At 72.3% G+C, this 21260-nt stretch carries 28 protein-coding genes and 1 pseudogene; 11 read left to right on the top strand and 18 right to left on the bottom strand.

Features of this window, described 5'->3' with window-relative positions; genetic code table 11:
* The first annotated feature begins 56 nt into the window (after positions 1–56).
* Complete coding sequence (locus tag OHS18_RS02820; RefSeq protein ID WP_328615795.1) at positions 57–1565, top strand: FAD-dependent oxidoreductase; 1509 nt, start codon at positions 57–59, stop codon at positions 1563–1565.
* A 41-nt stretch (positions 1566–1606) separates the two neighbouring features.
* On the opposite strand, the gene OHS18_RS02815 is transcribed toward OHS18_RS02820, so the two are convergent.
* A complete protein-coding gene (locus OHS18_RS02815) occupies positions 1607–2626 on the bottom strand; it encodes a hypothetical protein (RefSeq protein ID WP_328615794.1) in 1020 nt (339 codons plus the stop codon).
* A 128-nt stretch (positions 2627–2754) separates the two neighbouring features.
* On the opposite strand from OHS18_RS02815, the gene pip reads away from it, so the two are divergent.
* Positions 2755–3690: a prolyl aminopeptidase gene (pip, locus tag OHS18_RS02810; RefSeq protein WP_328456399.1), complete on the top strand. Its 936-nt coding sequence runs from the start codon at positions 2755–2757 to the stop codon at positions 3688–3690.
* Between the two features lie 122 nt (positions 3691–3812).
* Here the strand turns inward: pip and dmpG are convergent, their stop codons facing one another.
* The 3 genes and pseudogenes from dmpG to OHS18_RS02795 all read right to left on the bottom strand — a co-directional run.
* A complete protein-coding gene (dmpG, locus tag OHS18_RS02805; protein WP_328615793.1) occupies positions 3813–4844 on the bottom strand; it encodes a 4-hydroxy-2-oxovalerate aldolase in 1032 nt (343 codons plus the stop codon).
* A complete protein-coding gene (locus OHS18_RS02800; protein WP_328615792.1) occupies positions 4841–5740 on the bottom strand; it encodes an acetaldehyde dehydrogenase (acetylating) in 900 nt (299 codons plus the stop codon). The genes dmpG and OHS18_RS02800 overlap by 4 nt, the downstream gene beginning before the upstream one ends.
* Positions 5741–5804: 64 nt before the next feature.
* Positions 5805–6281: pseudogene (locus OHS18_RS02795) on the bottom strand (LysR substrate-binding domain-containing protein); the annotation flags it as partial.
* 29 nt (positions 6282–6310) lie between these two features.
* Here OHS18_RS02795 and OHS18_RS02790 point away from each other — a divergent pair.
* The gene (locus OHS18_RS02790; protein WP_328615791.1) at positions 6311–7168 is read left to right on the top strand and encodes a VWA domain-containing protein; all 858 of its coding nucleotides are present in this window, start codon (positions 6311–6313) and stop codon (positions 7166–7168) included.
* A complete protein-coding gene (locus OHS18_RS02785) occupies positions 7147–7554 on the top strand; it encodes an OsmC family protein (protein ID WP_328456407.1) in 408 nt (135 codons plus the stop codon). Before OHS18_RS02790 ends, OHS18_RS02785 begins: the two co-directional genes overlap by 22 nt.
* A 4-nt stretch (positions 7555–7558) precedes the next feature.
* Here the strand turns inward: OHS18_RS02785 and OHS18_RS02780 are convergent, their stop codons facing one another.
* On the bottom strand, positions 7559–7834 hold the full coding sequence (locus OHS18_RS02780; protein ID WP_328615790.1) for a hypothetical protein: 276 nt from the start codon (positions 7832–7834) through the stop codon (positions 7559–7561).
* Positions 7835–7916: 82 nt separating this feature from the next.
* Between OHS18_RS02780 and OHS18_RS02775 the strand changes: the two genes are divergently transcribed.
* Both OHS18_RS02775 and OHS18_RS02770 read left to right on the top strand, forming a co-directional pair.
* Positions 7917–8129 (top strand): hypothetical protein, encoded by a 213-nt coding sequence (locus tag OHS18_RS02775; RefSeq protein WP_328615789.1) that lies wholly within the window; start codon positions 7917–7919, stop codon positions 8127–8129.
* A 26-nt stretch (positions 8130–8155) separates the two neighbouring features.
* Positions 8156–8335, top strand: a complete 180-nt coding sequence (locus OHS18_RS02770) for a hypothetical protein (protein WP_247052670.1) — start codon at positions 8156–8158, stop codon at positions 8333–8335.
* A 6-nt stretch (positions 8336–8341) separates the two neighbouring features.
* Here the strand turns inward: OHS18_RS02770 and OHS18_RS02765 are convergent, their stop codons facing one another.
* Positions 8342–8740: a hypothetical protein gene (locus tag OHS18_RS02765; protein ID WP_328615788.1), complete on the bottom strand. Its 399-nt coding sequence runs from the start codon at positions 8738–8740 to the stop codon at positions 8342–8344.
* Between the two features lie 96 nt (positions 8741–8836).
* On the opposite strand from OHS18_RS02765, the gene OHS18_RS02760 reads away from it, so the two are divergent.
* Positions 8837–8998 (top strand): hypothetical protein, encoded by a 162-nt coding sequence (locus OHS18_RS02760; protein ID WP_328615787.1) that lies wholly within the window; start codon positions 8837–8839, stop codon positions 8996–8998.
* Positions 8999–9320: 322 nt separating this feature from the next.
* Here the strand turns inward: OHS18_RS02760 and OHS18_RS02755 are convergent, their stop codons facing one another.
* The 3 genes from OHS18_RS02755 to OHS18_RS02750 form a co-directional block, all read right to left on the bottom strand.
* A complete protein-coding gene (locus tag OHS18_RS02755) occupies positions 9321–9464 on the bottom strand; it encodes a 2Fe-2S iron-sulfur cluster-binding protein (protein WP_328456418.1) in 144 nt (47 codons plus the stop codon).
* Positions 9465–9554: 90 nt separating this feature from the next.
* A complete protein-coding gene (locus tag OHS18_RS48500) occupies positions 9555–9710 on the bottom strand; it encodes a hypothetical protein (protein ID WP_442875336.1) in 156 nt (51 codons plus the stop codon).
* Positions 9695–10027, bottom strand: a complete 333-nt coding sequence (locus tag OHS18_RS02750) for an FAD binding domain-containing protein (protein WP_328456420.1) — start codon at positions 10025–10027, stop codon at positions 9695–9697. The genes OHS18_RS48500 and OHS18_RS02750 overlap by 16 nt, the downstream gene beginning before the upstream one ends.
* Positions 10028–10466: 439 nt before the next feature.
* Between OHS18_RS02750 and OHS18_RS02745 the strand changes: the two genes are divergently transcribed.
* Entirely contained in the window at positions 10467–10745 is a 279-nt protein-coding gene (locus OHS18_RS02745; protein WP_328456422.1) for a WhiB family transcriptional regulator, read from the top strand.
* Here the strand turns inward: OHS18_RS02745 and OHS18_RS02740 are convergent.
* On the bottom strand, positions 10742–11578 hold the full coding sequence (locus OHS18_RS02740; RefSeq protein ID WP_328615786.1) for a helix-turn-helix transcriptional regulator: 837 nt from the start codon (positions 11576–11578) through the stop codon (positions 10742–10744). The two genes, OHS18_RS02745 and OHS18_RS02740, sit on opposite strands and share 4 nt — an antisense overlap.
* Before the next feature lie 85 nt (positions 11579–11663).
* Here OHS18_RS02740 and OHS18_RS02735 point away from each other — a divergent pair, with 85 nt between their 5' ends.
* Both OHS18_RS02735 and OHS18_RS02730 read left to right on the top strand, forming a co-directional pair.
* Entirely contained in the window at positions 11664–12416 is a 753-nt protein-coding gene (locus OHS18_RS02735) for an SDR family NAD(P)-dependent oxidoreductase (protein ID WP_328615785.1), read from the top strand.
* A 56-nt stretch (positions 12417–12472) separates the two neighbouring features.
* The gene (locus OHS18_RS02730) at positions 12473–13318 is read left to right on the top strand and encodes an alpha/beta fold hydrolase (RefSeq protein WP_328615784.1); all 846 of its coding nucleotides are present in this window, start codon (positions 12473–12475) and stop codon (positions 13316–13318) included.
* Here OHS18_RS02730 and OHS18_RS02725 read toward each other — a convergent pair.
* The 3 genes from OHS18_RS02725 to OHS18_RS02715 form a co-directional block, all read right to left on the bottom strand.
* Positions 13275–14018: a pyrimidine reductase family protein gene (locus OHS18_RS02725; RefSeq protein WP_328618718.1), complete on the bottom strand. Its 744-nt coding sequence runs from the start codon at positions 14016–14018 to the stop codon at positions 13275–13277. The two genes, OHS18_RS02730 and OHS18_RS02725, sit on opposite strands and share 44 nt — an antisense overlap.
* The gene (gene folP / locus OHS18_RS02720; protein ID WP_328456430.1) at positions 14015–14884 is read right to left on the bottom strand and encodes a dihydropteroate synthase; all 870 of its coding nucleotides are present in this window, start codon (positions 14882–14884) and stop codon (positions 14015–14017) included. Before folP ends, OHS18_RS02725 begins: the two co-directional genes overlap by 4 nt.
* Before the next feature lie 81 nt (positions 14885–14965).
* Entirely contained in the window at positions 14966–16534 is a 1569-nt protein-coding gene (locus tag OHS18_RS02715) for a family 43 glycosylhydrolase (RefSeq protein WP_328615783.1), read from the bottom strand.
* A 73-nt stretch (positions 16535–16607) separates the two neighbouring features.
* Here OHS18_RS02715 and OHS18_RS02710 point away from each other — a divergent pair, with 73 nt between their 5' ends.
* Positions 16608–17024 (top strand): DUF6892 domain-containing protein, encoded by a 417-nt coding sequence (locus OHS18_RS02710; protein ID WP_328456434.1) that lies wholly within the window; start codon positions 16608–16610, stop codon positions 17022–17024.
* Here OHS18_RS02710 and OHS18_RS02705 read toward each other — a convergent pair.
* The 5 genes from OHS18_RS02705 to OHS18_RS02685 form a co-directional block, all read right to left on the bottom strand.
* Positions 16909–17841: a hypothetical protein gene (locus OHS18_RS02705; protein ID WP_328615782.1), complete on the bottom strand. Its 933-nt coding sequence runs from the start codon at positions 17839–17841 to the stop codon at positions 16909–16911. The genes OHS18_RS02710 and OHS18_RS02705 overlap by 116 nt on opposite strands.
* 239 nt (positions 17842–18080) lie before the next feature.
* Complete coding sequence (locus OHS18_RS02700; RefSeq protein WP_328615781.1) at positions 18081–18977, bottom strand: SAM-dependent methyltransferase; 897 nt, start codon at positions 18975–18977, stop codon at positions 18081–18083.
* Positions 18911–19573 carry a cysteine hydrolase gene (locus tag OHS18_RS02695; protein ID WP_328615780.1) on the bottom strand — a complete coding sequence of 221 codons (663 nt, stop codon included), beginning with the start codon at positions 19571–19573 and terminating at the stop codon, positions 18911–18913. Before OHS18_RS02695 ends, OHS18_RS02700 begins: the two co-directional genes overlap by 67 nt.
* On the bottom strand, positions 19570–20646 hold the full coding sequence (locus OHS18_RS02690) for an isocitrate/isopropylmalate family dehydrogenase (protein ID WP_328615779.1): 1077 nt from the start codon (positions 20644–20646) through the stop codon (positions 19570–19572). Before OHS18_RS02690 ends, OHS18_RS02695 begins: the two co-directional genes overlap by 4 nt.
* On the bottom strand, positions 20647–21180 hold the full coding sequence (locus OHS18_RS02685) for an EF-hand domain-containing protein (RefSeq protein WP_328456444.1): 534 nt from the start codon (positions 21178–21180) through the stop codon (positions 20647–20649).
* Between the last annotated feature and the right edge of the window lie 80 nt (positions 21181–21260).

Here is a 21260-nt window from a genome sequence, read left to right as displayed (position 1 = left end):
GTATAGACCGAGCACAAAGTTTGACTCGGTAAAAGTTTGTCGGCATCATCGAAACCATGAACAGGGATGTGGTGATCTCCGGGGGCGGACCGGTGGGCCTGATGCTCGCCTGCGAACTGCGCATGGCGGGCGTCGACGTGCTCGTCGCCGAACGGCTGCCCGAACCGGACCAGACGATCAAGGCGGGGTCGATCAACCTGCCGACGGCCGAGGCGCTCTACCGCCGCGGCATGCTGCCGGCGCTGCAAGCGCTGATGCAGGAGGACTTCGCGCGGATGCAGGAGTTCCTGAAGGGCCGCGGCGCCCCGGCGGGGAAACCGGTGCCGCCGGTGGGGCACTTCGCCGGGATCATGGTGAGCTCGGCGGGCGTGCACTTCGACGATCCGGCGTTCCGTGACGTCGGCCCGGCGGCCGGGGTGGTCGTGGTCCGGCAGCAGGCGATCGAGGCCCTGCTCGCCGAACGCGCCGCCGAGCTGGGTGTCGAGGTGCGCCGCGGTGTCGAGGTGACCGGGTTCGAAGCGGACGACGACGGTGTGACCGTCCACCTGGGCGACGACGAGATCCGCACGGGCTGGCTGATCGGCTGCGACGGCGGCCGCAGCCTGGTGCGCAAGCGGGCCGGGTTCGACTTCCCCGGCACCGACCCCGCCGTCACCGGGCGGCAGGCGCTGGTCGAACTGACCGGCGCCGACAACCTGCGCACCGGCTGGAACCACACCGACCACGGCATCTACGTCCACGGGCCGGTGCCGGGCCGGATCCTGACCGTCGAGTTCGACGGCCCGCCCGAGGACCGCGACGCGCCGATCACCGCGCGGGAGCTGGAAGACAGCCTGCGGCGCGTGTCCGGAGTGGACGTTCGCGTCACGAAGGTGCACACCGCGACGCGCTTCACCGACAACGCGCGGCAGGCGAGCACCTACCGCCGCGGCCGGGTCCTGCTGGCGGGCGACGCGGCCCACGTGCACTCGCCGTTCGGCGGGCAGGGCCTCAACCTCGGCATCGGTGACGCGGTCAACCTCGGCTGGAAGCTGGCCGCGACGATCCGCGGCCGGGCGCCCGAAGGCCTGCTCGACAGCTACACCACCGAACGGCACCCGATCGGCGAGTGGGTGCTCGAGTGGACGCGGGCGCAGATCGCGCTGATGCGCACCGACGCGCGGGCGAAGGCGCTGCGCCACGTCGTCACCGACCTGCTCCACACCGGCGACGGCGCGACGTACCTGGCCAAGAAGCTCTCGGGCGTGCTGCACCGCTACCCGATCGAGGGCGAGCACGACCTCACCGGCCGCGCCGCCCCCGACTTCGCGTTCGCCGACGGCACCCGGCTCGGCGAGCACCTCCAGGACGGCAAGGGTCTGCTGCTGGACCTCGCGGAGTCCGCGGACCTGCGCGAGACGGCGAGCGGCTGGGCCGATCGGGTCGGCGTGCTGACCGCGAAGAGCGAGCCCGCCCTGACCGGCGTGCTGATCCGGCCGGACGGGCACATCGCCTGGGCCACCGAGGACGGCGGCACCGCGGGCCTGGAAGCCGCGCTGCGCCGGTGGTTCGGCGAACCCGCCTGACCCCGCAGGGGCGCGCCGGGAAGCCGGCGCGCCCCGCCGGATCAGTACGTGACGGCGAAGGCGTGGCTCATCGCGTCGTTGTGCGTCGCCGTCGAGCCGACGGCGTCGGGCAGGCCGCTCGCGGCCATCTGCACCGCCCCGGTCGAGCCGGACAGCCAGTCCGTCTTGACGTAGAAGTTGAACTTCGGGACGCAGCCGTTGCCGGTCGCCGCCGTGAAGTGGGTGTTGAGCGGCACCACCAGGTGGTGGACGTCGCGGCGCACGACCGCCGTCCCGGTCGCGGACGCGTCCGACTTGCAGACCGTGCCGTCGGCCTTCCACTGGTTGACGAACAACGTCACCTTGGCGGTCATCTGGTTCACCGGGCAGTCGTAGCCGGCCGGTTCGGGGTAGCAGGCCATCAGTTCCATGTCGCCGAACACGCTGAGCCCGGTCACCGGCGCGGTCTCGAAGACGTCGATGGCCGGCTCGCGGACCGTCTTGTCGGTGGAGTTGAGCGCGATGACTCGGCCGGTGGGCGTGTCGCCGTCGTCGGCCTGGATCGGGGCGCCGGCCGTGGTGTTGCCGACGCTGGTGTCGGCGAACTTCAGCTCGCCGCTGACCAGCCGCATGGTCGAGTTGCCCAGCCCGAGGTTGGCGCTGCGCAGGTACGTCGTGCAGGTGACGGTGCCGGCCGCGCCCGGGTGCACCAGGAACCGGGTCGTGACGCCGATGTCCCGCAGCGATGCCGGGGCGTCGGCGCTCGTGATCAGCACGTTCTGCCCGAGCACCTCGTTCTTGGTCCAGCCGCCGGGGCCGGCGCAGCGCACCTCGTTGTCGGCGAGGGTGGTGTTCGACGCGTTGTTCACCCGCAAGGTCGAATAGACGTACGCCGTCTGGGTGGCGGTCATCGACAGCTGGACCGACCCCAGCGCGACGACGTACTGCGTCTCGTGCGGCGAGGTCACCGTGCGCGGGGTGAACGTCACCGCCGTCGCCGCCTGGGCCTGCGGCGCGACGCCGACGAGGCCGGCGAGCCCGGCCGCGCAGGCCGCGACCGCGGCGAGAATCCTGCGTTTCATCAAAATCCCCTCGTGTGAGCGGCGACGACCCGGAATGATCATCACCCCGGATCGATCCTGCCGCGCCCGGGTGCGCAGCGATAGCGGTCAGATCCGGACAGTGACCAGAAGAGGACACGGGGGGCGCGTTGACGACCGAGCTGTACCCGCCGATCGAGCCGTACGACCACGGCCTGCTCGACGTCGGCGACGGGCACCGCGTGTACTGGGAGACCTGCGGCAACCCGGACGGCAAGCCGGCGGTCATGCTGCACGGCGGCCCCGGCCAGGGCTGCGCACCGGGGATGCGGCGGGTGTTCGACCCGGCCCGCTACCGCGCGGTGCTGCTCGACCAGCGCGGCTGCGGCCGCAGCCTCCCCCACGCCGCCGATCCCGCGACGTCGCTGGAACACAACACCACCGACCACCTCGTCGCCGACCTGGAACGGCTGCGCGAGCACCTCGGCATCGAGCGCTGGCTGCTGACGGGCGGCTCGTGGGGCACGACACTCGCGCTGGTCTACGCGCAGCGGTACCCGCACCGGGTGTCGGAGATCGTGCTCAGCGCGATCAGCACGACACGGCGGTCGGAGATCGACTGGCTCTACCGCGGGGTCGGCCGGTTCTTCCCGGAGGCGTGGCAACGGTTCAGCGGCGGATCCGCCGACGTCGTGGCCGACTACGTCCGGCTGCTGGACGACCCCGCCCGACGGGAACGCGCGACTCTCGCCTGGCGGGAGTGGGAGGACACCGTGCTGTCCCTGGAGCCGGGCGCGACGCCTCGCGTCCACAGTGGACCGCCGGACGCCGCGACGCGCGCGTTCGTGCGGCTGACGGCCCACTACTACGCGAACGCGGGCTGGCTCGAGGAAGGCGCGGTGATCCGCGATGCCGGGCTGTTGGCGGACATCCCGGGTGTGCTGGTCCACGGCCGCCTCGACCTGAGCTGCCCGGTCACGACGGCGTGGGAGCTGGCGCAGGCGTGGCCGGGAGCGGAACTGCTGATCGACGACGGGTCGGGGCACCGAGGCAGCCCGGTGAAGCGCGCCTGGACGCTCGGCGCCCTGGACCGGTTCGCCGGGTGACCGACATCGCGGTGAACGGCCACGCGGTGGGTGACAGCCCGGCCGGGCCCCAGCGAACGGGTGCCCAGCCGGGGCCGAGGAGAGCAGTCATGTCTCCTCGGGACTTCGCCCGCTGAAACCTCTCACCCGGGTCCCTCGGCGGCCAGCTGCACGGCGACGTCGATGATCATGTCCTCCTGCCCGCCCACCAACGCGAGTTCCCCACACCTCCGCAGGATCGCCTGCGCCGGCACGCCGTACCGCTCCGCCGCGCGCTCGGCGTGCAGCAGGAAGCTCGAGTACACCCCGGCCCAGCCCTGGACGATCGCGTTGCGGTCCATCTTCGGCCAGCGCTGCAGGTACGGGCGGACGATCTCCTCGGCGGCGTCCAGCAGCCCGCCGACGTCCAGGCCGGTGTCGACCTCCAGGCGGTCGAACACCGCCGCGAGCACCTCGGTCGGCGAGTTGCCCGCGCCGGCACCGAGGGCGCACAACGACCCGTCGATGTAGCGGACCCCGGCTTCGTAGGCCAGCACGGAGTTCGCCACGCCGAGGGAGATGTTCTGGTGGCCGTGGTAGCCGACCCAGGCCTCGTCGCCGACCTCGGCGACCAGCGCCTCGAACCGGGCGCGGGCTTCGTGCATCAGCAGCGCGCCGGCCGAGTCGGTGACGTACGCCGCCTGGCAGCCCGCGTCCACCATGATCCGGGCCTGCTTCGCCAGGTCCTCCGGCGGCGTGCGGTGCGCCATCATCAGGAACCCGGCCGTCTCCATGCCCAGTTCCCGCGCCAGGCCGAAGTGCTGCGGCGAGACGTCCGCCTCCGTGCAGTGCGTCGCGACGCGGACCATCTCCGCGCCCGCGTCGGACGCGCGCCGCAAGTCTTCGGCGGTGCCGATGCCGGGCACCAGCAGCACCGCGATCTTCGCCTGCTTCGCCTCTTCGCGCGCCGCGGCGATCAGTTTCAGTTCGTCGACGGCGGAAAACCCGTACGTGAACGACGATCCGCCGAGGCCGTCGCCGTGGGTCACCTCGATCACCTCGACGCCGGCGCGGTCCAGCGCGCGCACCGTGTCGCGGACCTGCTGCTCGGTGAAGCGGTGCGCCATGGCGTGACTGCCGTCGCGCAGCGTGGTGTCGACGATCCGGACGTCGTGCTTCAACTCGGGACGGCTCATGCCAGGACCTCCTGCTTCGCGCGGGCCATCAGCTCGCCGACCCGGGCGGCCGCGGCGGTCATGATGTCGAGGTTCCCGGCGTACTCCGGCAGGTAGTCGCCGTTGCCGCGGACCTCCAGGAAGATCCCGACGCGCGCGTGGCCGTCCCACTCCTCGCGCGCGTCGTCGAACTGCGGGTCGGCGCGCAGCGAGTACCCGGGGACGTACTCGCGGACCTCGTCGGCCATCGCGTGGATCGACGCGGTGATCGCGTCGCGGTCCGCGTCGATCCCGATCGCGCAGAACACCGTGTCCCGCATGATCATCGGCGGCTCGACCGGGTTGAGGATGATGATCGCCTTGCCACGCCCGGCGCCGCCGATCTCGGCCACCGCGCCCGACGTCGTGCGGGTGAATTCGTCGATGTTGGCCCGTGTCCCGGGGCCCGCGCCGCGCGAGGCGACCGACGCCACGATCTCCGCGTACGGCACCGGCGTCACCCGGGAAACCGCGTGCACCATGGGAATCGTGGCCTGGCCGCCGCAGGTGATCATCGAGACGTTCGGGGCGTCGAGGTGCGCCCCGAGGTTGACCGGCGGGCACACCATCGGGCCGAGGTGCGCCGGGGTCAAGTCGATCGCCTGGATGCCGGCGGCCTCGTAGCGCGGCGCGTTGGCGGCGTGCGCCTTCGCCGACGTCGCCTCGAACACCAGCTGGGGCAACAGGTCCTGGCGCAGCAGCCAGTCGACGCCCTCGGCGGACGCCGCGATCCCTTGCGCGCGAGCGCGTTCGAGCCCGTCGGACTCGACCACGCCGACGACGTAACCGACTTCGATAACCTCGCTGCGTCGCAGCTTCGCCAGCAGATCGGTGCCGATGTTGCCGGGGCCGACGATCGCCGCCATCACGGGAGCCATGCTCCGACCGTCGCACCGGGCCGGGCCCGTGGGACAGCCCGGTGTTCCGGCGAGCGGAACGCCGTCAGCTCCAGATCGTCACGTAGACCGGCGGCCGGAAGCGGGACGGCGGCACGCCACTGCCCGGCGCCCGCATCACGTGCATCGCCCCCGGCGTGCCCAGGAAGTGCCGCAGCGAGTTGGCCACGCCCGTGCGGCGATCCGTCGGCAACGTCGTCACGAACCAGCACGCCGGCACCGGGGTCGCGCGGGTCGGGACCACCGTCAGCTCCTTGCGCCGCAACTGCGGCGCGACCAAGTGTTCCAGCGCGACCGACACTCCCCCGCCGCTGGCCGCGGCCGACCAGGCCGCCGTCTGGTTGGGGAACACCTGGATCGCGTCGTCCGCGACGCCGAGAGCACGCAGCAGCCGGCCGGTGTCGCTGCCCGGGTCGGCGCCCGCCGGGTCGAGCAGCCACGGCCAGTGCGCCGGGCTGCCCTGGTGCCGTCCGTGCGGGAACCCGACCGCCACCAGGGAGTCGCGGAAGATCGGCACGCTGTCGAGACCCTGCCCGCCTTCGACGCTCGGCGATGGCCGACTACTCGCGAGCCCTGCTGCAGTTCGCTTACTCGGCGGGCCGCGCGACCACGCACGTCGAAGTGTTCTGCTTCGGCACGCGGCTGTCGCGGATCACCGACGAGCTGCGCACCCGCGACGTCGACGAGGCCCTCGACCGCGCCGCGAAAGCCGTCTTCGACTGGGACGGCGGCACGCGGATCGGCGCGTCGCTGGCCGAGTTCGTCCGCACCTGGGGCCGTCGCGGCCGGTGCCGCGGCGGCATCGTCGTCGTCTGCTCCGACGGTCTCGACCGCGGCGACCCGGACGTCCTGGCGCGCGGTGGAGCGGCTGTGCCACCGTCTCGTGTGGACGAACCCGCACCGCGGGACCGGCGCGCTCGGCATGAGCGTGGTGCGGCCGCACGTCGACGTCCTGGTGTCCGGCCAGGACCTGCGCGGGCTCGAGGAGCTCGCGGCGCTGCTGCCCTCGCTGGAACGTTCGTGATCCGCCTCGGCACGGCGGCGGGTTACCCGTTCGAGGGCCCCCGGCTGCTCGGCGACTGGACCCGCCCGCGGCCCCGGCCGTCTACACGATCCTGTGCCGCCCCCGACGCCGAAGCCCGCCCGGACCGCTACGCCGTGATCTACGTCTGGCAGGCCGACGACGTCGCCGCCGCGGGCCTCCCGTTCCGGCACCCGCGGGCGCCGTGCTGGATCGCCCGCGCGGGTTCGCGGTGGAAAGTGCACATCTGCACGTACGATCCGCCGGGCGGGCTGCGGTCGCACCGCGAGCAGATCGTCCGCGAGCTGACGGCGGTGTACCGGCCGCGCTGCAACCGCGAACGGTACGAACACGCCTGGGAGGACGAATGGATCGGGCACAGCCAGTGACACCGGCGTTCGAGGTCGTCGCGGGAGCGGGTTCGCTGCGCAGCGTCAGCGGGGTGACGTTCCCGCACCGGTGGACGACCGCGGGCGTGAGCGTCGAGACCGACTTCACCGGCGGTCACCTGCTGAACCTCGCGGCGGCGGGGTGCGTCCTCAACGACCTGTACCGCGAGGCGGAACCCCTGGGCATCGAGCTGACCGGTGTCCGCGTGACGGCCGGCGGCGGATTCGACCCGCGCACCTGGACGTCCACCGGGATCAGCTACCGGGTCGAGCTGGACTCCCCCGCGCCGGCTGCGGACCTGGACCGGCTGCTGGCGGCGGTCGACGCCGTCGCCGAGATCCCACGCGCGCTGCGGGCCGGGGCGACGGTGCGCCGCGTGCCCTGAACCGTCACCGCCGCGACCAGGGCACCGCGCCGTAGCCCAGCCCCCACCCGATGAGCAGCACGAACCCGCCGGCCGGGCCGGCGAACGGCAGCAGCCCGGCGGCCGCGGCGACGAGGAACGTCACCACGAGTCCACTTCGGACTCCCGGGCGGCGGAGCAGGTTCTTGAGGACGGCCGCCCGGGTGGCGGCCAGGCTCGGCAGGGCGAGCAGGAGGAACGCCGTCCGCCAGCCGGCGAACTGCCCAACGAACGTGCCGAGCGGGCGGCGGTTTCGCGACAACTCGGGTGACGTCGGATTCCCACCGGTTTGATCACCGGGGGTTCGGGGCAACTCACCGCGAAGACCCGACCGAGGAGGTTCGATGGCCACACGCTGGCACGTCATCCCGCGGACCACGCCGCTCTGCTGGCTCAGCATGGCGGCCGGCGTCCTGCTGCTGGTGTCGAGCATCGTCACGCTGTCGATGTCCGCCGCGCGGATGCCGGCCCTGGAGATCATCGTGGCGGTGCTGGCGGTGGTCCTGATCGTCTGCGCCGCGCTGGGGCTGGCGAAACCGCAGCTCAGGGGCCGTTGAGCCCCACTACCGACCGAGGAGTCGTCGTGACCGATCAACCCGCGGGCGAAGCACAGCTCGCCGAGGTCCGGGAAAGCATCAAGGAAGCCAAGGAGGCCGCCGAGCAGGCGGAACACACCGGCATCGCCGACGCGACCCCGGACAAGGTGGAAGCCGTCGAGGACGGCGGCGAAGGGGACGCCGAAGAGGCGGCGGACACCGACTGAGCCTCCTCAGGGGCGCACACGACGCTGGGTGTCGACGTCCCAGGTGCCGCCGCCGTCGAGGCAGTCGGTGAACTCCCGCTGGCCGTCCACCCAGGCTTTGTGCCCCGCGCAGACTTCGTACTTCGCCTCGTCGCCGTCCCGGCACTGATAGCCGTACTGCGGCGCCCTGCGGGTCGGTGTGGCCTTCCGGACCGGCGCTTTGGCCGTCGCCTTCGGCGGTGAGGTCGTGACCGGCACCGAGGTCGGCGGCAGCGTGATCGTTGTCGCGGCCGGCGTCTGCTGCACCGTCACGACGGTCGTGGAGGTGGGCGGCGCCACGGGTGCCCGGACGGTCGCCGGAGCTGCGTTGCAGCCGGCCGCCAGAACGGCGGCCGTGAGCAGCGTTGCCGGGAACCGTGCCTTCACAGTTGCGAGGTCGCCCGGTTCGCCCCGGAAGTTACCGGATCACGGAAACCGTGCCCGGATCGCGATGCTCCCTAACCCGGTCTGCGGCGGGTGGTCGTGCGGCGGTGTGTGGTCGTCTTCTTCGTGGTCACCGTCGTCGTGTGGGCCCGCGTGGTCGGGTCGTCCGGCGCCGTCGTCGGTGACACCGGCGGGGTGGTCGTCGTCATCGGGGACTCCGAAGTGGACCGGACCACGGTCGTCGACGGTGGCACCACCTGACCGTTGCCCGACCGGCCGCTGCCGCACGCGGCCAGGATCACTCCCGCCGTCAGGACCAAGCCGCACCACCACACCCGCATCGCCTGGACGCTACCAGCGGGTCCCGCACGAAAAGGGCAAAACGGCTCAACGTGGCGCGAAGCCGACCGCGTCGTGCAGGCGGGAACGGCGGGTGCCCGAGGCCGGGCGGGCCACCGGGTAGTGCGGGCGCAGCTTGGAGATCCGGTCGGCGTTCGCGAACGCCCGGTTCCCGACAGCGCCCAGCGGACGTCCTCTTCGGACGGATCGGGATCGCGGTCCAGCAACGCCTTCGCGGCGAGCATCATGCCGGGGGTGCAGACCTCACCGGCGTGCCGTCGACGAGCGCCGTGCAGGTGCCGCAGCTGGTCGTGTCGCAGCCCATGTGCGTGCCGGTGAGCCGCAACCCCTGCCGCAGCAGGTGTGCAGCAGCAGCCGCGGCTCGCACTCAATCACCCTGCGGCGGCCGTTTACGGTCACCGTGATCCGGCGTTCGGGGACGCCCGCGGCCGGTTCGTGCGGACTTCGTGGACGAGGCTCATCGGGTGGTCCCTTCCCGTGCGCGCACCACGAAGGTGTGCACCATGTGCCGCTTGTACCCCGCGCTGCCGCGGTGGTCGGACTTCGGCCCGGGCGTCCGCCGCGGCGAGCGCCGCCGCTTCTCGATCGTCTCCGGGGTCAGCGGACCGCCCACGAGGGCCGCGGCCGCGTCGGCGCACTCGATGGTCGCGCCGCCGACAACGGGCCGAGCACGAAGTCCCGCGCCGGGATGCTGCGCCGTCCGGCCGGGCCGGCCGCGACGATCGAGCCGTCCAGGGCGAGCACCACCGACGCCCAATCGCCCTGCGGGTCGGCGTAGCACAGCGACCCGACGAGCGTGCCGCGGTTGCGGACGATCGGGTCGGCGATGAGCGGTGCCGCTGCGGCCATCGTCGGCCGCCTCTCACGCAGCAGGCCGAGCGCCTCGCCGAGGTCGCGCGGGGCTTCGTAGGAGAACCGGGTGGGGCACACCGGCGTCAGTCCTCGTCCGGGACGGCGACCGGCAGGGCGTCCTCCTCGGCCGCTGGTGCGGCGGCCACGGCCCGGCCACCGGCTGCCCGGCCACCTTGAGGAAACCGATCAGCTGGGGCCACGCCCGCACGGTCGGGCCCGGGCCTTCCTTCGGCGCGTTCTCGACGAGCTCGAACAGCCGCGGATTGCCGCGGCTGTGCCCGTCGGACTCGATCCGCATGACGCGTACCCGCTTCCGCCGTCGATCAGGTGATCGGATGGTCCGCCTGGACGACACGCAGGGCAACGAGCGAATAACCCTTCGCTTAACCCTCGAGTCAGGCCGTGGCGTAGCACACGTGGGTGATCTTCGCGGCGGCGTGGGTGATCAGCGCGGATACCGGGTAACCGCCGCTTGGTGGCCGGTTCGCGGCCCGAAACTCGAGGGGATGTGGTCCCGGTGTCCGAAGTGTCCCGGCTTCCGGCGGTCGTCAGCGAGAACTGGGATTGGCAGATGCACGGGGCGTGCCGGGGGATGGACGCCGGCGTGTTCTTCCACAGCGACAACGAACGCGGGATGGCGCGCAAGCGCCGGGAAGACCTCGCCAAGCAGATCTGCGCGAGCTGCCCGGTGCGGCTGCAGTGCCTCGACCACGCCGTCGCGGTGCGGGAGACGCACGGCATCTGGGGCGGGCTGGGCGAGGGCGAGCTGCGGCAGCTGATCGCCACCCGGATCTAGCCCAGCTGCTGGAGTCCGACCACCGAGAGCAGCCGCAGGGCGTCGTGGGCAGGGGTGCCGGCGTCGGCGGTGAACAGCACGACGTGCTGGTCGCGTTCCGGCACGACGAGGATGTCGCAGGTCAGGGTGATCGGCCCGACCTGCGGGTGGTCGACGGTCTTGACCAGGTGCCGCTGGTCGGAGACCTCGGGGCTCGGCCACAGGGCGGCGAACTCGGGGCTGCCGCGCAGCAGATCGCGGATGAGTCCCCGGGTCGCGGGGTCGTCGGGATAGCGGGCGGCGGCCGCGCGCAGGTGGCCGGCAGCGAAGACCCCGAAGTCGCCGCCGCCGCTGATGCCGTAGTGCCGGCGGGCCGCGTCCGGGTGCAGGAAGTAGCGGCGGATCATGTTCCGCTCGCGGCGGGGCTGGGCCGAAAAGTCCTCCAGGAGCGCCGCCGCGAGGGGGTTCCAGGCCAGGACGTCGTACTTCGCGTCGAGCACGATCGCGGCCGTGTCCGGCAGCCGCTCGATCAGGTCCATGATCCGGTCCGGGACGTCGGCCGACGGCCCCGGCGGCTCCGCGAGCTGCCCGCCGAGGGTGTAGAGGTGGTCCCGTTCGGCGTCGTTGAGCCGCAACGCCCGGCCGAGCGCGGCGAGCACGTGCCGCGACGGGTGCGGGCCGCGGGCCTGCTCCAGCCGCGTGTAGTACTGGGTGGAGATGTGCGCCAGCTGCGCCACTTCCTCGCGGCGCAGGCCCGGCGTGCGACGCGGCCCGGCCGCGGGCAGGCCGACCGTCGCCGGGGTCAGCCGCTCGCGGTGCAGCCGCAGGAACCGGCCGAGTGCGTGCTTGTCCATGCTCCGAGCATCTCCCGGACGCGCCGGTCCTGCCAGGTACAGCCAGGGCCTGCCAGGGTGCGCGCCGGCGTCGCACGGTGGAGTCATGACCCAGAACGGAATGTTGTCCGGCAAGATCGCCCTCGTCACCGGAGCCAGCCGCGGCATCGGCGCGGCGGCCGCCCGCCTGTTCACCGCGGAGGGCGCGACCGTCGTCCTCGCCGCCCGCACCGAGAAGGACCTGAAGACCCTCGCCGAGGACCTGCCCGGCGCGTCCTACGTCGTCGCCGACCTGGGTGACGTCGCGAGCATCGAACGCGCGGTGGACACCGTCGTCGAGCGGCACGGCCGGCTCGACATCGCCTTCAACAACGGCGCCGTCGGAGTCCCGCCGCACCCGATCGCCGGCTTCCCCGAAGACGACTTCGACCTCGTCATGAAGGTCAACCTCAAGGGCGTGTTCTACGCCGTGTCGGCCGAGGTCGAGGCCATGCAGCGCACCGGCGGCGGGGCGATCGTCAACACCAGCAGCGTCGGCAGCCTGATCGGCAACCCGGCCCTGCCCGCCTACGGCGCCGCCAAGCGCGCGGTCAACAGCATCACCGAGTCGGCCGCCGTCACCTACGGGCCGGCCGGGATCCGGGTCAACGCGATCGCCCCGGGCCTGACGCTCACCGAGATGGTCGACGAGTGGAACCGCCACGACCCCGGCATCGTGGACCGGATCGTCGCGGGCACTCCCCTGGGCCGCGCGGCGGCACCGGAGGAGATCGCGGAGTCGGCCGCCTGGCTGCTGAGCGACCGCGCGTCCTTCGTGACGGGCGTCGTGCTGCCGGTCACGGGCGGCACCGCGGTCTGATCGCCGTGTCAGGACGGCGTCAGGGCCGTGTCAGGCGAGCCTCCGATAGTCACACCATGACAAAGAACAGCACGACCTGGTCCGGCATGGTGGAGATCGACGACACGGCCCTGGCCGTCACCGACACCGGCGGGCCCGGCATCCCCGTGGTCTACCTCAACGGCCAGTTCGCCACCCAGGGCTACTGGCGCCGGGTCCTCGCCGAACTCGGCGACGGCTTCCGGCACATCACCTACGACGAGCGGGCCCGCGGCAAGTCGAAGCGCTCGGGCGACTACTCCTTCGAGGTCGCCGTCCGGGACGTCGACGCCGTGCTCGCCGCCCGGGGTGTGGACCGGGCGCTGCTGGTCGGCTGGTCCTACGGCGCGCTGGTCGGCGCACACTGGGCCGCCCGGAACCCGGCGCGCACGATCGGCGCGGTCCTGGTCGACGGCGCCTTCCCGTACGACTGGCTCGACGACGCCATGGAGCAGCGGATCCGCAAGCTGTTCAAGCGGATGAGCTGGTTCCTGCCGGTGCTGCGGCCCACCGGCCTGGCCCCGCGGATGAGCGCCGAACAGCAGGCCGAGAGCAACATCGAGATCGGCGTGCTCTCCCGCGAACGCGAGCTGGGCCCGGTGCTCGACGCGATCACCGTCCCGACGCGGTTCGTGGTCGCCTCGGGGACGTCGCTGGGCAGCCGCGGCGACGAGCAGGAGCGGATCCGCGCCGGCCTCGACGCCGCGGTCGCCCGCAACCCGCACATCGAGGTGAGCGCAAAGGTCACCAGCAACCACGGCGCGATCCTGCGCAAGGACTTCGGCGCGGTCGCCGCGGCCGTCCGCGAGGTCGCGGGCACGCGGACCGGCGAGGAGGGCCTTACGGCACCAGGTAACGCGTCAGCAGGCTCGACCCGTCGGTGAGCACGGTGTCGAGGTCCAGCTTCAGCGGATCGAAGGCACCGCCGACGGCGGCGCGGTCGGCCGTCCCGGCCACCAGGAACGGCGCGACCGTCAGCCGGAACTCGTCGACCAGGCCCGCCTCGGCCAGCGACGCGAACAGCCGGGGCCCGCCTTCGCAGTCGATCCGTCGGAAGCCGCGCTCGGTCAGGGCGGCGACGGCGACGTCGAGCGCGACCGTCTCCTCCCCCGCGACGATCACCTCGGCACCCGCCGCCGTCCAGGCGTCCCGCTGGTTCTCCGGCGTCCGCTCGCTGGTGATGACGATGGTCGGCACGGCGGCGCGGGTGATCACCGGCGCGTCGGGCGGCAGGCCGCGGCCGGTGGTGACGACGGCGATCGGCGGGACCGGCTCGAGGCCGTGCCGCCGGCGGCGGTCCGCGGTCTCCTCGTCCGGGTGCACGCCGTCGAACTCCTCGATCACCGCGGTGCCGGCGCCAAGCAGGACGAGGTCGGCGAGGTCGCTGCCCAGCTTGAACACGACCCGGTCGGGCTCGGTCGAGAGCGGGAGCGAGCGGCCGGCGACGGTGATCGCGCCGTCGGTGCTCGACACGAAGTTGACGATCAGCCACTTCGCGACGTCGGGGAAGCGGTAGAGGGCTTCGAGGTCGTCCCGCCCGATTTCGCGGACGCTCTCGGGGGGCCAGATCTGCTGGAGTTTCACAGCCACCGCACCGCGTTCTTCGGCGGGCGGGTGCCGACGATGCTCGCGATCATCTCGACCACGTGCCGCGTCTCGCGGACCTGGTGCGCCCGGAACATCGCGGCGCCGTGCGCGGCCGCGAGCGCGGTGGCGGCCAGCGTCCCGGTGACCCGGTCGTCCATGCCGACGTCGAGCGTCTCGCCGACGACGCCCTTGTTGGACAGCGCCATCAGCACCGGCCACCCGGTGGCCACCAGCTTGTCGACGTTGCGCAGCACGGCCAGCGACTGGTGGGTGTTCTTCGAGAAGTCGATGCAGGGGTCGATCATGATGCCTTCGCGCGGGACGCCGCGCTCGACCGCCCGCTCGGCGAGCTCGGTCGTGTCGGCGATCACCGACGCGACGACGTCGTCGTACACCGGCTTCACCGGGTCGGTGCGCGGGTCGAGGCCGTCGGTGTGGGCGCAGATGTAGCCCGCGCCGTGCTCCGCGGCGACGTCCAGGATCTCGGCGTCGTAGGCGGCCCAGTTGTCGTTGATCAGGTCCGCGCCGGCCCGGCACACGGCGTCGGCGACCTCGGCGCGGTAGGTGTCGACGCTGATCACGACGTCCGGGAAGTGCTCGCGGGCCCACGCCACGGTCGGCACGACCCGGGCGATCTCCTCCTTGACGGTGACCTCGGGGCCCGGGCTGGCCGGCACGCCGCCGATGTCGATCACGGCGGCGCCGTCGTCGAGCACCCGGCCGATCGCCGCCTGCGCCCGCTCCTCCTCGAACGTCACCCCGTTGTCGTAGAACGAGTCCGGGGTCCGGTTGACGATCGCCATCACCAGTGCGTTGTCACTGGTGAGGCGCCGTCCCCGGAAGACGAGGTCGTGGATCGGCATGCGGTTTCTCTCCCGTGCAGGACGAACGTGGCCGCCACCGAGCATAGGCGATCATCGTTCTCCCGAGGTGCTCTCTCACGCTCAGCCGACGCTGGTGGAGAACTTCAGGGACCGGGCCGCCTCCGCGCGGAACGTCGAGCCGTGGTCGTTGCTGTAGGCCTCGCCGCCACCCGGGTAGGGGCTGGAGTCGTTGTACTCCAGGCCGTAGCAGCCGGTGGTGGTCGCCGAGCGGACCAGCAGCCCGTAGCGTTTCCCGGCGGTGACGGCGATGTCCGGCGCCACCGTGACCTCGCGCGGGGACCACCCGATCGACGTCGCCGGCACGACGACCGAGTTCAGCGCGGCACCGGTCGGCTGGAACGCGTCCGTCGCCTGGTAGACGCTGATTTCGAGGCCCGCGTTGGGATTTCCGGCCTGGAAGGTCGTATATGAGACGGCGGTCAGCGTGCCGCTGCGGCTCGGGACGAACGTCTGAAACCGGGCGACGCCGGAACCGACGTCGCAGTAGGTCCGGAAGCCGGTGACGCCGTCGGCCTGGTCCACGCCGGGCGGCGGGTCCTGGTGCCCGGCCGAGCCGGTGGCGAGGTCCAGGGTGAAGGAGTTCCGGCAGGTCATCGGGGCGATCGCGCCGGTGGCGGTGAACTCGAGGGGCGCCCAGTAGTAGTTCGCGAGGGCTTCGTTGCGCTGCCCGTTGTTCCAGAGGTCGCTGGCGTAGACGTAGGCGGTGCCCGACGTCGTCGGGATCGCCGAGACGAACGCCGGCTGCCCGCCGCAGGAGTCCGGGCTGATCTTCACCGGCGCCGACCACGGCCCCAGCGGGTTCGACGCCGTCCGGTACGACGTGCCGGTGCCCGCGCAGTAGCCGCAGTTCGGGTCGGAGTAGGTCAGGTAGTAGACGCTGCCGCGCTTGAAGAGGGCGGGTGCTTCGGTCTGGCTCTGGCCGAGGCGGGCGTAGCCGCCGGTGCCGGTCAGGTAGTCCGCGGCGAGGCGCTCCACGACGATGTCACCGCCTGCCCGCCAGTCGGTGTAGGCGAGGTACGCGGCGCCGTCGGTGTCGACGAAGACGTCGTGGTCGCCGTTGTTGACCCCGCCGGCCGGGGCGTTGTTGTTGACCGCGAGGGTCGGCACCGGGGCTTCGGTGAACGGCCCGGCCGGGTTCGCGGCGGTGAGGACCCGGAAGCCGACGCTGTTGTCGTAGACGTTGACCCAGAGCACGTACTTGCGGGTGGCCGCGTCGTAGCCGACGTGCGGCCGGAAGCAGCCGTAGGTGGCGCCGTTGCAGCGGGTCTGCCAGACGCCGGTGGCGTCGAACAGCCGGCCCCGGTCGGTCCAGTGCACCAGGTCCGGCGAGGTGTAGACCTTGAAGCCGCAGAACGGCGAACTCGTTGCCTGCCAGGCGAAACCGCAGTCGTAGCTGGTGCCGTAGAGGTAGTACGTGCCGCCGAAGAAGGCGATCTCGCCGTCGTGCGCGTCGACCGCGTCGCCCCGGGTGTCGAACCGGACGACCTGGTGGCCCTGCGCGTCGAAGTTGGTGACGGTCGTGGTGAACGCGCGCGCCTCGGCGGGCGCGGACAGCGTCACCGCCATTACGGCGGCCAGCACGAGGGTGATCACGGACCGGAGCGCGCGCAATCCCGGGGAGCCTGTCATCGTGCCGGCCTCCTTGCGGACATGAAACGTTTCAAGTCGCTCGCCCGACCACGTTAGCCCATAGATTGCCCCCATGACCGCGTTCACCGACTTCAATTTCAAGCTGATCGTCGTCGAGCAGCTGATGTACACCGACAAGACGCTGACGCCCGCGTTCCGCATCGCCGACGTCCTGGGCGTGACGGACACCTGGGAGCACACCTACCGGCGCGGGCTCGCCCACCAGGTGGTCCCGGAGGCGCGCGGGTACTTCGAGTCGCTCGAAATCGACGCCGGGCTCCTGGCCACCGTGGAGAAGCTGGTCATGGACGGCGGGCTGCAGGTGTACCAGGAGTGCTCGCCGATCTGGGACGGTGAAGACGAGCTGTACGACGTCAGCTCGCTCGACGATCTCGCCCTGCTGCCGAACCTGCGGCGTGTCGTGGGCTCGGAGTTCCTCGGCCCGCGGTTGCGGGAGGTCCTTCGCTCGCGCGGTGTCGCCGCGGACTGACCGAGCGGTCCGCGTCGCCGTAGTAACCCGCGGGCAGCCGCCGGAACCGGCGGCGGAAGCGCAGCCAGCCGATCAGCTGCGTACCGGCGGCGAGCACGAGGTAGGACAACGCGAAACAGCCCTGCGCGCCGAGGTGGGACAGGTCCATCCCGGCGGGCCACACGGCGAGGAAGTACAGGGCCGACGGGGCGAACCGGTGGGCGTCCTGGGCGCGCAGCACGCCGTCGACCGCGCGCGACGCGGTGTCCTCCGCGATGACCGGCGCGCGCAGCACCCGGCCGAGGACCAGCGCCGTCGCCCCGGCCCCGGCCGCCAGCCCGAGCGTGCGGGACCCGGCGTCCAGGGGCGCGGCCGGTTCGGCGAGGAACTGCGTGGCGCACAGGACGGCGCCCCCGCCGAACGTGATCACCGTCGCGGCCAGGTACCACCAGCCGACCTGCCGCGCCGCCGCACTCCACGGCGGCGGGGCGCCGGTGCCGGCCAGGCCCTCGGCGAGCTCTTCGCGCGTCTGCACCTGCCGCCACCGCATCACGAACAACGCGGCCAGCACCACGCCGACCAGCAACGGCCGGAGCAGCTCCAGCTCCCGCGGCGCGCTCAAACCGGGCCAGAAGACCAAGCAGACGACCAGCACGGCGAACACGGTCGGCCGCCTGAGCCATTCACGGGTGCCGACGCGCAGCGCGATCAGCCGGGTGGGCAACCCGACTTCGACCCCGTGCCGCGCCAGCCACGTCCGCGCGGCGGTCACCTCGGCGAACGACGGCTCGCCCGGCAGCCTCGGATCCACCGGCAACGCCGGTTCACGCACGACCAACCGAAAGCCTCCCAGCCCTCACCACCGGCGGGAGTCTACGTCAGGCCTCGGGCCGGGATCATCGCGCCGGTTGTCCGCGAAAAGCCGGGGTTGCCCGCCGGATCCCCGCCGGTCGGCCTCTGACCGCCCAGCGGCCGCGCCGACCGGCGACGGACCCGGACGACCTCGACGTCGCCGGTGCGCCACCACTACTCCCTCACCACAGCACGGACCGCGCCCGCCACCGGTTCACCACTCCCTCACCGGCGCACCGGCTTGCCCGCGAAGGTCCAGCGGTTGCTCGCCAGCGCGTCCTGGTGTTCCGGCACGAGGTCCGCGTCGTGCTCCGCCGCGAAGTCGAACGGGGTGCGCACCGACGTCTCCCAGCCGCGGGCGCGCAGCGCGCCCGCGGAGTCCGGACGGGGTTCGGCGTCGAACAGCGCGGTCAGGTCCACACCGATCTGGTCCTTCGCGCTGCGGTAGATCGGGCCGCCCGGGTGTTCCACGCCGAGTTTCACCTCGAACGCCAGGCAGCTTCCGGGTGCGGCCAGCCGGTCCACCGTCGAGACGAGCCGGCGCTCGGCCACCGCGGGGAGGTAGAGCAGCAGTCCCTCGGCCAGCCACGCCGTCGGGACGTCCGGGTCGAACCCCGCGTCACGCAACGGACCGGCCCAGTCCTCGCACAGGTCCACCGCGACCGTCGTGCGGGCCGCGGTCGCCGTCGCGCCGAGCTCGTCCAGGACCTGCCGCTTGAACGCCAGCACGTCCGGCCGGTCGAGCTCGAACACCGGGCAGCCGGCCGGCCAGGCGAGCCGGAAGGCCCGCGAGTCCAGCCCGGCACCCAGCAGGACCACCTGCCCGGCACCGGCACGCACCGCGCCGAGCAGGAAGTCGTCGAGGACCCGGGTGCGCAGGCCGAAGTACCGCCCGAGCCGGCCCCACAACGGGTTCGCCGCGCCGCCGGGGACGTCGTGCCAGTGCACCGGCCACTCCCCCGACGCCCGCGCCGCCCGGACGAAGTGCCGCGCGAACCCGTCCCGCACCAGGGAATCCGGCCGGGTCGCCTCGATCGCCCGGGCCGCGGCGACCATCAGCGCGGTCCGGCCGACGCCGCTTCCGATGCCCTCGATGTCTTCGGTGCCTCGGGTGGTGACCACTCGTCCTCCTCCGCGAATCGGGTCCACGACGCGGGCCGGTCGTGGGTGGTCGTCCTCGCCCCGTAGACGAGTTCCATGAACCGCAGGGTTTCCTCGTCGGACCGGTGCAGGGCGGTCGTGCAGTCGGTCAGGACCGTGAGGTGGAAACCCTTCTGGAACGCCGTTCTCGCTGTCGAGTCCACGCAGACGTCGGCGTAGACGCCGGCGAGGACGAGGTGCCCGATCCGGCGCCGGCGCAGGTACTGCCCGAAGCCGTGGGACAGGAAGGCGTCGAAGCAGGCGTGCTTGGTGAAGACGCGCTCTCCGGGCGCGGGCGCGACCTTGTGGAACTCCGCACCCCACGAGCCGGCCAGGCACTTCGGCTGTTTGCCCAGCACCCGGTCGCGCCGCCGCCAGCTCGGCCGCTGGTGCTCGACGTCGCCGAGGAAGCGCACGAAAGCGACCTCGGTGCCGGCGCGCCGCGCGAGGTCGACGGCGCGCGCGGCGTTCGTGGTGACCCGCTCCAGCGCCCCCGGTTCGCCGCGGTACCGGGCCGCGACCACGGGCCCGGCGCAGAAGTCGTTCTGCAGGTCCACCACGACCAAGGCGGTCTTCACGCGCCCGCCACCGGCACCCGGTCGGCGGCGGGGTCCAGCGCGGCCAGCACCTCGGCCACGACCTCCGTGGTCGAGTGCCGGCCGCCGACGTCCGGCGTGCCGACGCCGCGGGCGAGGACCGTGGCCAGCGCCTCTTCGGTCGCCGCGATGGCGCCCGGGCAGCCGGCGTGCCGTTCGGCGACGGCCGCGGCGGCCCGGATCGTGGCCGTCGGGTTGACCCGGCCGGTCCCGGCGAGGTCGTCGGCCGAGCCGTGCACGGTCTGGTACTCGACCAGGCCGTCGACCTCCGGGTGCAGGAGGACGTTCTCGGTGTAGCGGCGTTCCTGCCGTTCGCCGCCGAACGCGTCGAGCAGCACGACGTGCATGATGTCGGCCCATTCGTTGCCGGCGACGACCAGCGTGCGCGGGGTGAGGCCGTGCTCGATCAGGTTGCGGTTCACCGTGTCCGGCTGGCAGAGCTCGACCGTCACGCCGAGCCGCGCGGCGATCTCGTCGACCCATTCGCCGAGCGCGCCGTCCAGGAGGTGGAACTTGTACGCCAGGACGATCCGGGCGGGTCCGTCGTCGGGCCACTGCGCCCAGGCCCGGCGCAGCGCGAAGACGATCACCTTCTCGGTGATCTCCTTGCTGAACACCGTCGTGCGGGTCACCGTGCCCGGCGTGTGCGCGTTTTCGCCGGTGTAGAAGCCCTGGGCCTGGTCCCGGACCAGCAGCAGGGCCGGCGTGATCGGGTCGACCTTGACCGCCTGCAGCCGCTCCCGGACCAGGTAGAGCGACTGGGCGTTGATCGCCGTGCGGAAGATCGCCGAAACCCCCGCCCGCGCCTGTTCCCGGCAGAACTGTCCGTAGTGGCCGGCATCCTCCTCGGTGAGCCGGCGGATCCGCTCGGTTTCGCGCTCGTCCTTCAGGGTGAAATAGGAATGGTACAGCCGGGGAGAGCGCACGATTTCGATTTCGGTCGAGTGGCGCAGGCCGATTCGGGTGAGCACGGTTTCGAAGACGTCCGCCAGTTCCGGACCCGTGCCCCGGCCGACCGCCAGCCCGACGACCGGCCGCGCGCGGTGCGCGCCCATTCAGCCGGCCACGTTCGCGACCAGGTGGTCACCGGTGATGCCGACCTTGTCCGGGCTGTAGTAGTCCTTGATCGCCTCGGTCCAGACCGGCACCCGGACGCGATCGCCGGCCGACGGCCCGAAGGCGTCGAAGAGGGCGTCGATGTTGTCGCGGTCGAAGCCGATCGCCGTCATCAGGGCGACGAACAGCGGGCGTTCGATCATCCCGTCACCGTCCGGATCCCCCAGTGCGGCCAGGGATTGCGCGAAGTCCGTCACGGTGGCGTCGAACCGTTCCGGCGACAGCACGCAGGCCGCGTACTCCTCGAAGCTCACCCTGCCGTCGTGGTTCGCGTCGAGTTCCCGCTCCAGGGTCGTCCAGTACCGGTGGAAGGCCGCTTCCATCGCCTGCTTCGCCGCGGCGCCGGAGCCTTGGGCCGCCTGCAGCACGCGGTCGGCCATCGTCGAGAAGTCCTGTTCTTCGAGATAGCCGTTCCGGTCGACGTCGAAGAGGGTGAAAACGAGCTTGATCCGGTCGACCGCGGTGGCACCCATCGAGTTATGACCTTTCCGTCGGGATTGTTCCCCGAGCAGTTTGCGCCCGGCCGACCGGTCCGTGAATCCGTTTCACCCCA

It is taken from the genome of Amycolatopsis sp. NBC_00355, assembly GCF_036104975.1.
In the GTDB taxonomy this organism is placed as follows: Bacteria; Actinomycetota; Actinomycetes; order Mycobacteriales; family Pseudonocardiaceae; genus Amycolatopsis.
Note: the sequence above shows the minus strand (reverse complement) of the source record. Positions and strands in the feature narration are given on the sequence as shown.

Coding starts and splice junctions, on each gene's coding strand:
- OHS18_RS02820 (WP_328615795.1), top strand. CDS start 57: ATGAACAGGGATGTGGTGATCTCCGGGGGCGGACCGGTGGGCCTGATG.
- OHS18_RS02815 (WP_328615794.1), bottom strand. CDS start 2,626: ATGAAACGCAGGATTCTCGCCGCGGTCGCGGCCTGCGCGGCCGGGCTC.
- dmpG (WP_328615793.1), bottom strand. CDS start 4,844: ATGAGCCGTCCCGAGTTGAAGCACGACGTCCGGATCGTCGACACCACG.
- OHS18_RS02800 (WP_328615792.1), bottom strand. CDS start 5,740: ATGGCTCCCGTGATGGCGGCGATCGTCGGCCCCGGCAACATCGGCACC.
- OHS18_RS02790 (WP_328615791.1), top strand. CDS start 6,311: ATGGCCGACTACTCGCGAGCCCTGCTGCAGTTCGCTTACTCGGCGGGC.
- OHS18_RS02785 (WP_328456407.1), top strand. CDS start 7,147: ATGGATCGGGCACAGCCAGTGACACCGGCGTTCGAGGTCGTCGCGGGA.
- OHS18_RS02775 (WP_328615789.1), top strand. CDS start 7,917: ATGGCCACACGCTGGCACGTCATCCCGCGGACCACGCCGCTCTGCTGG.
- OHS18_RS02740 (WP_328615786.1), bottom strand. CDS start 11,578: ATGGACAAGCACGCACTCGGCCGGTTCCTGCGGCTGCACCGCGAGCGG.
- OHS18_RS02735 (WP_328615785.1), top strand. CDS start 11,664: ATGACCCAGAACGGAATGTTGTCCGGCAAGATCGCCCTCGTCACCGGA.
- OHS18_RS02730 (WP_328615784.1), top strand. CDS start 12,473: ATGACAAAGAACAGCACGACCTGGTCCGGCATGGTGGAGATCGACGAC.
- folP (WP_328456430.1), bottom strand. CDS start 14,884: ATGCCGATCCACGACCTCGTCTTCCGGGGACGGCGCCTCACCAGTGAC.
- OHS18_RS02715 (WP_328615783.1), bottom strand. CDS start 16,534: ATGACAGGCTCCCCGGGATTGCGCGCGCTCCGGTCCGTGATCACCCTC.
- OHS18_RS02710 (WP_328456434.1), top strand. CDS start 16,608: ATGACCGCGTTCACCGACTTCAATTTCAAGCTGATCGTCGTCGAGCAG.
- OHS18_RS02690 (WP_328615779.1), bottom strand. CDS start 20,646: ATGGGCGCGCACCGCGCGCGGCCGGTCGTCGGGCTGGCGGTCGGCCGG.
- OHS18_RS02685 (WP_328456444.1), bottom strand. CDS start 21,180: ATGGGTGCCACCGCGGTCGACCGGATCAAGCTCGTTTTCACCCTCTTC.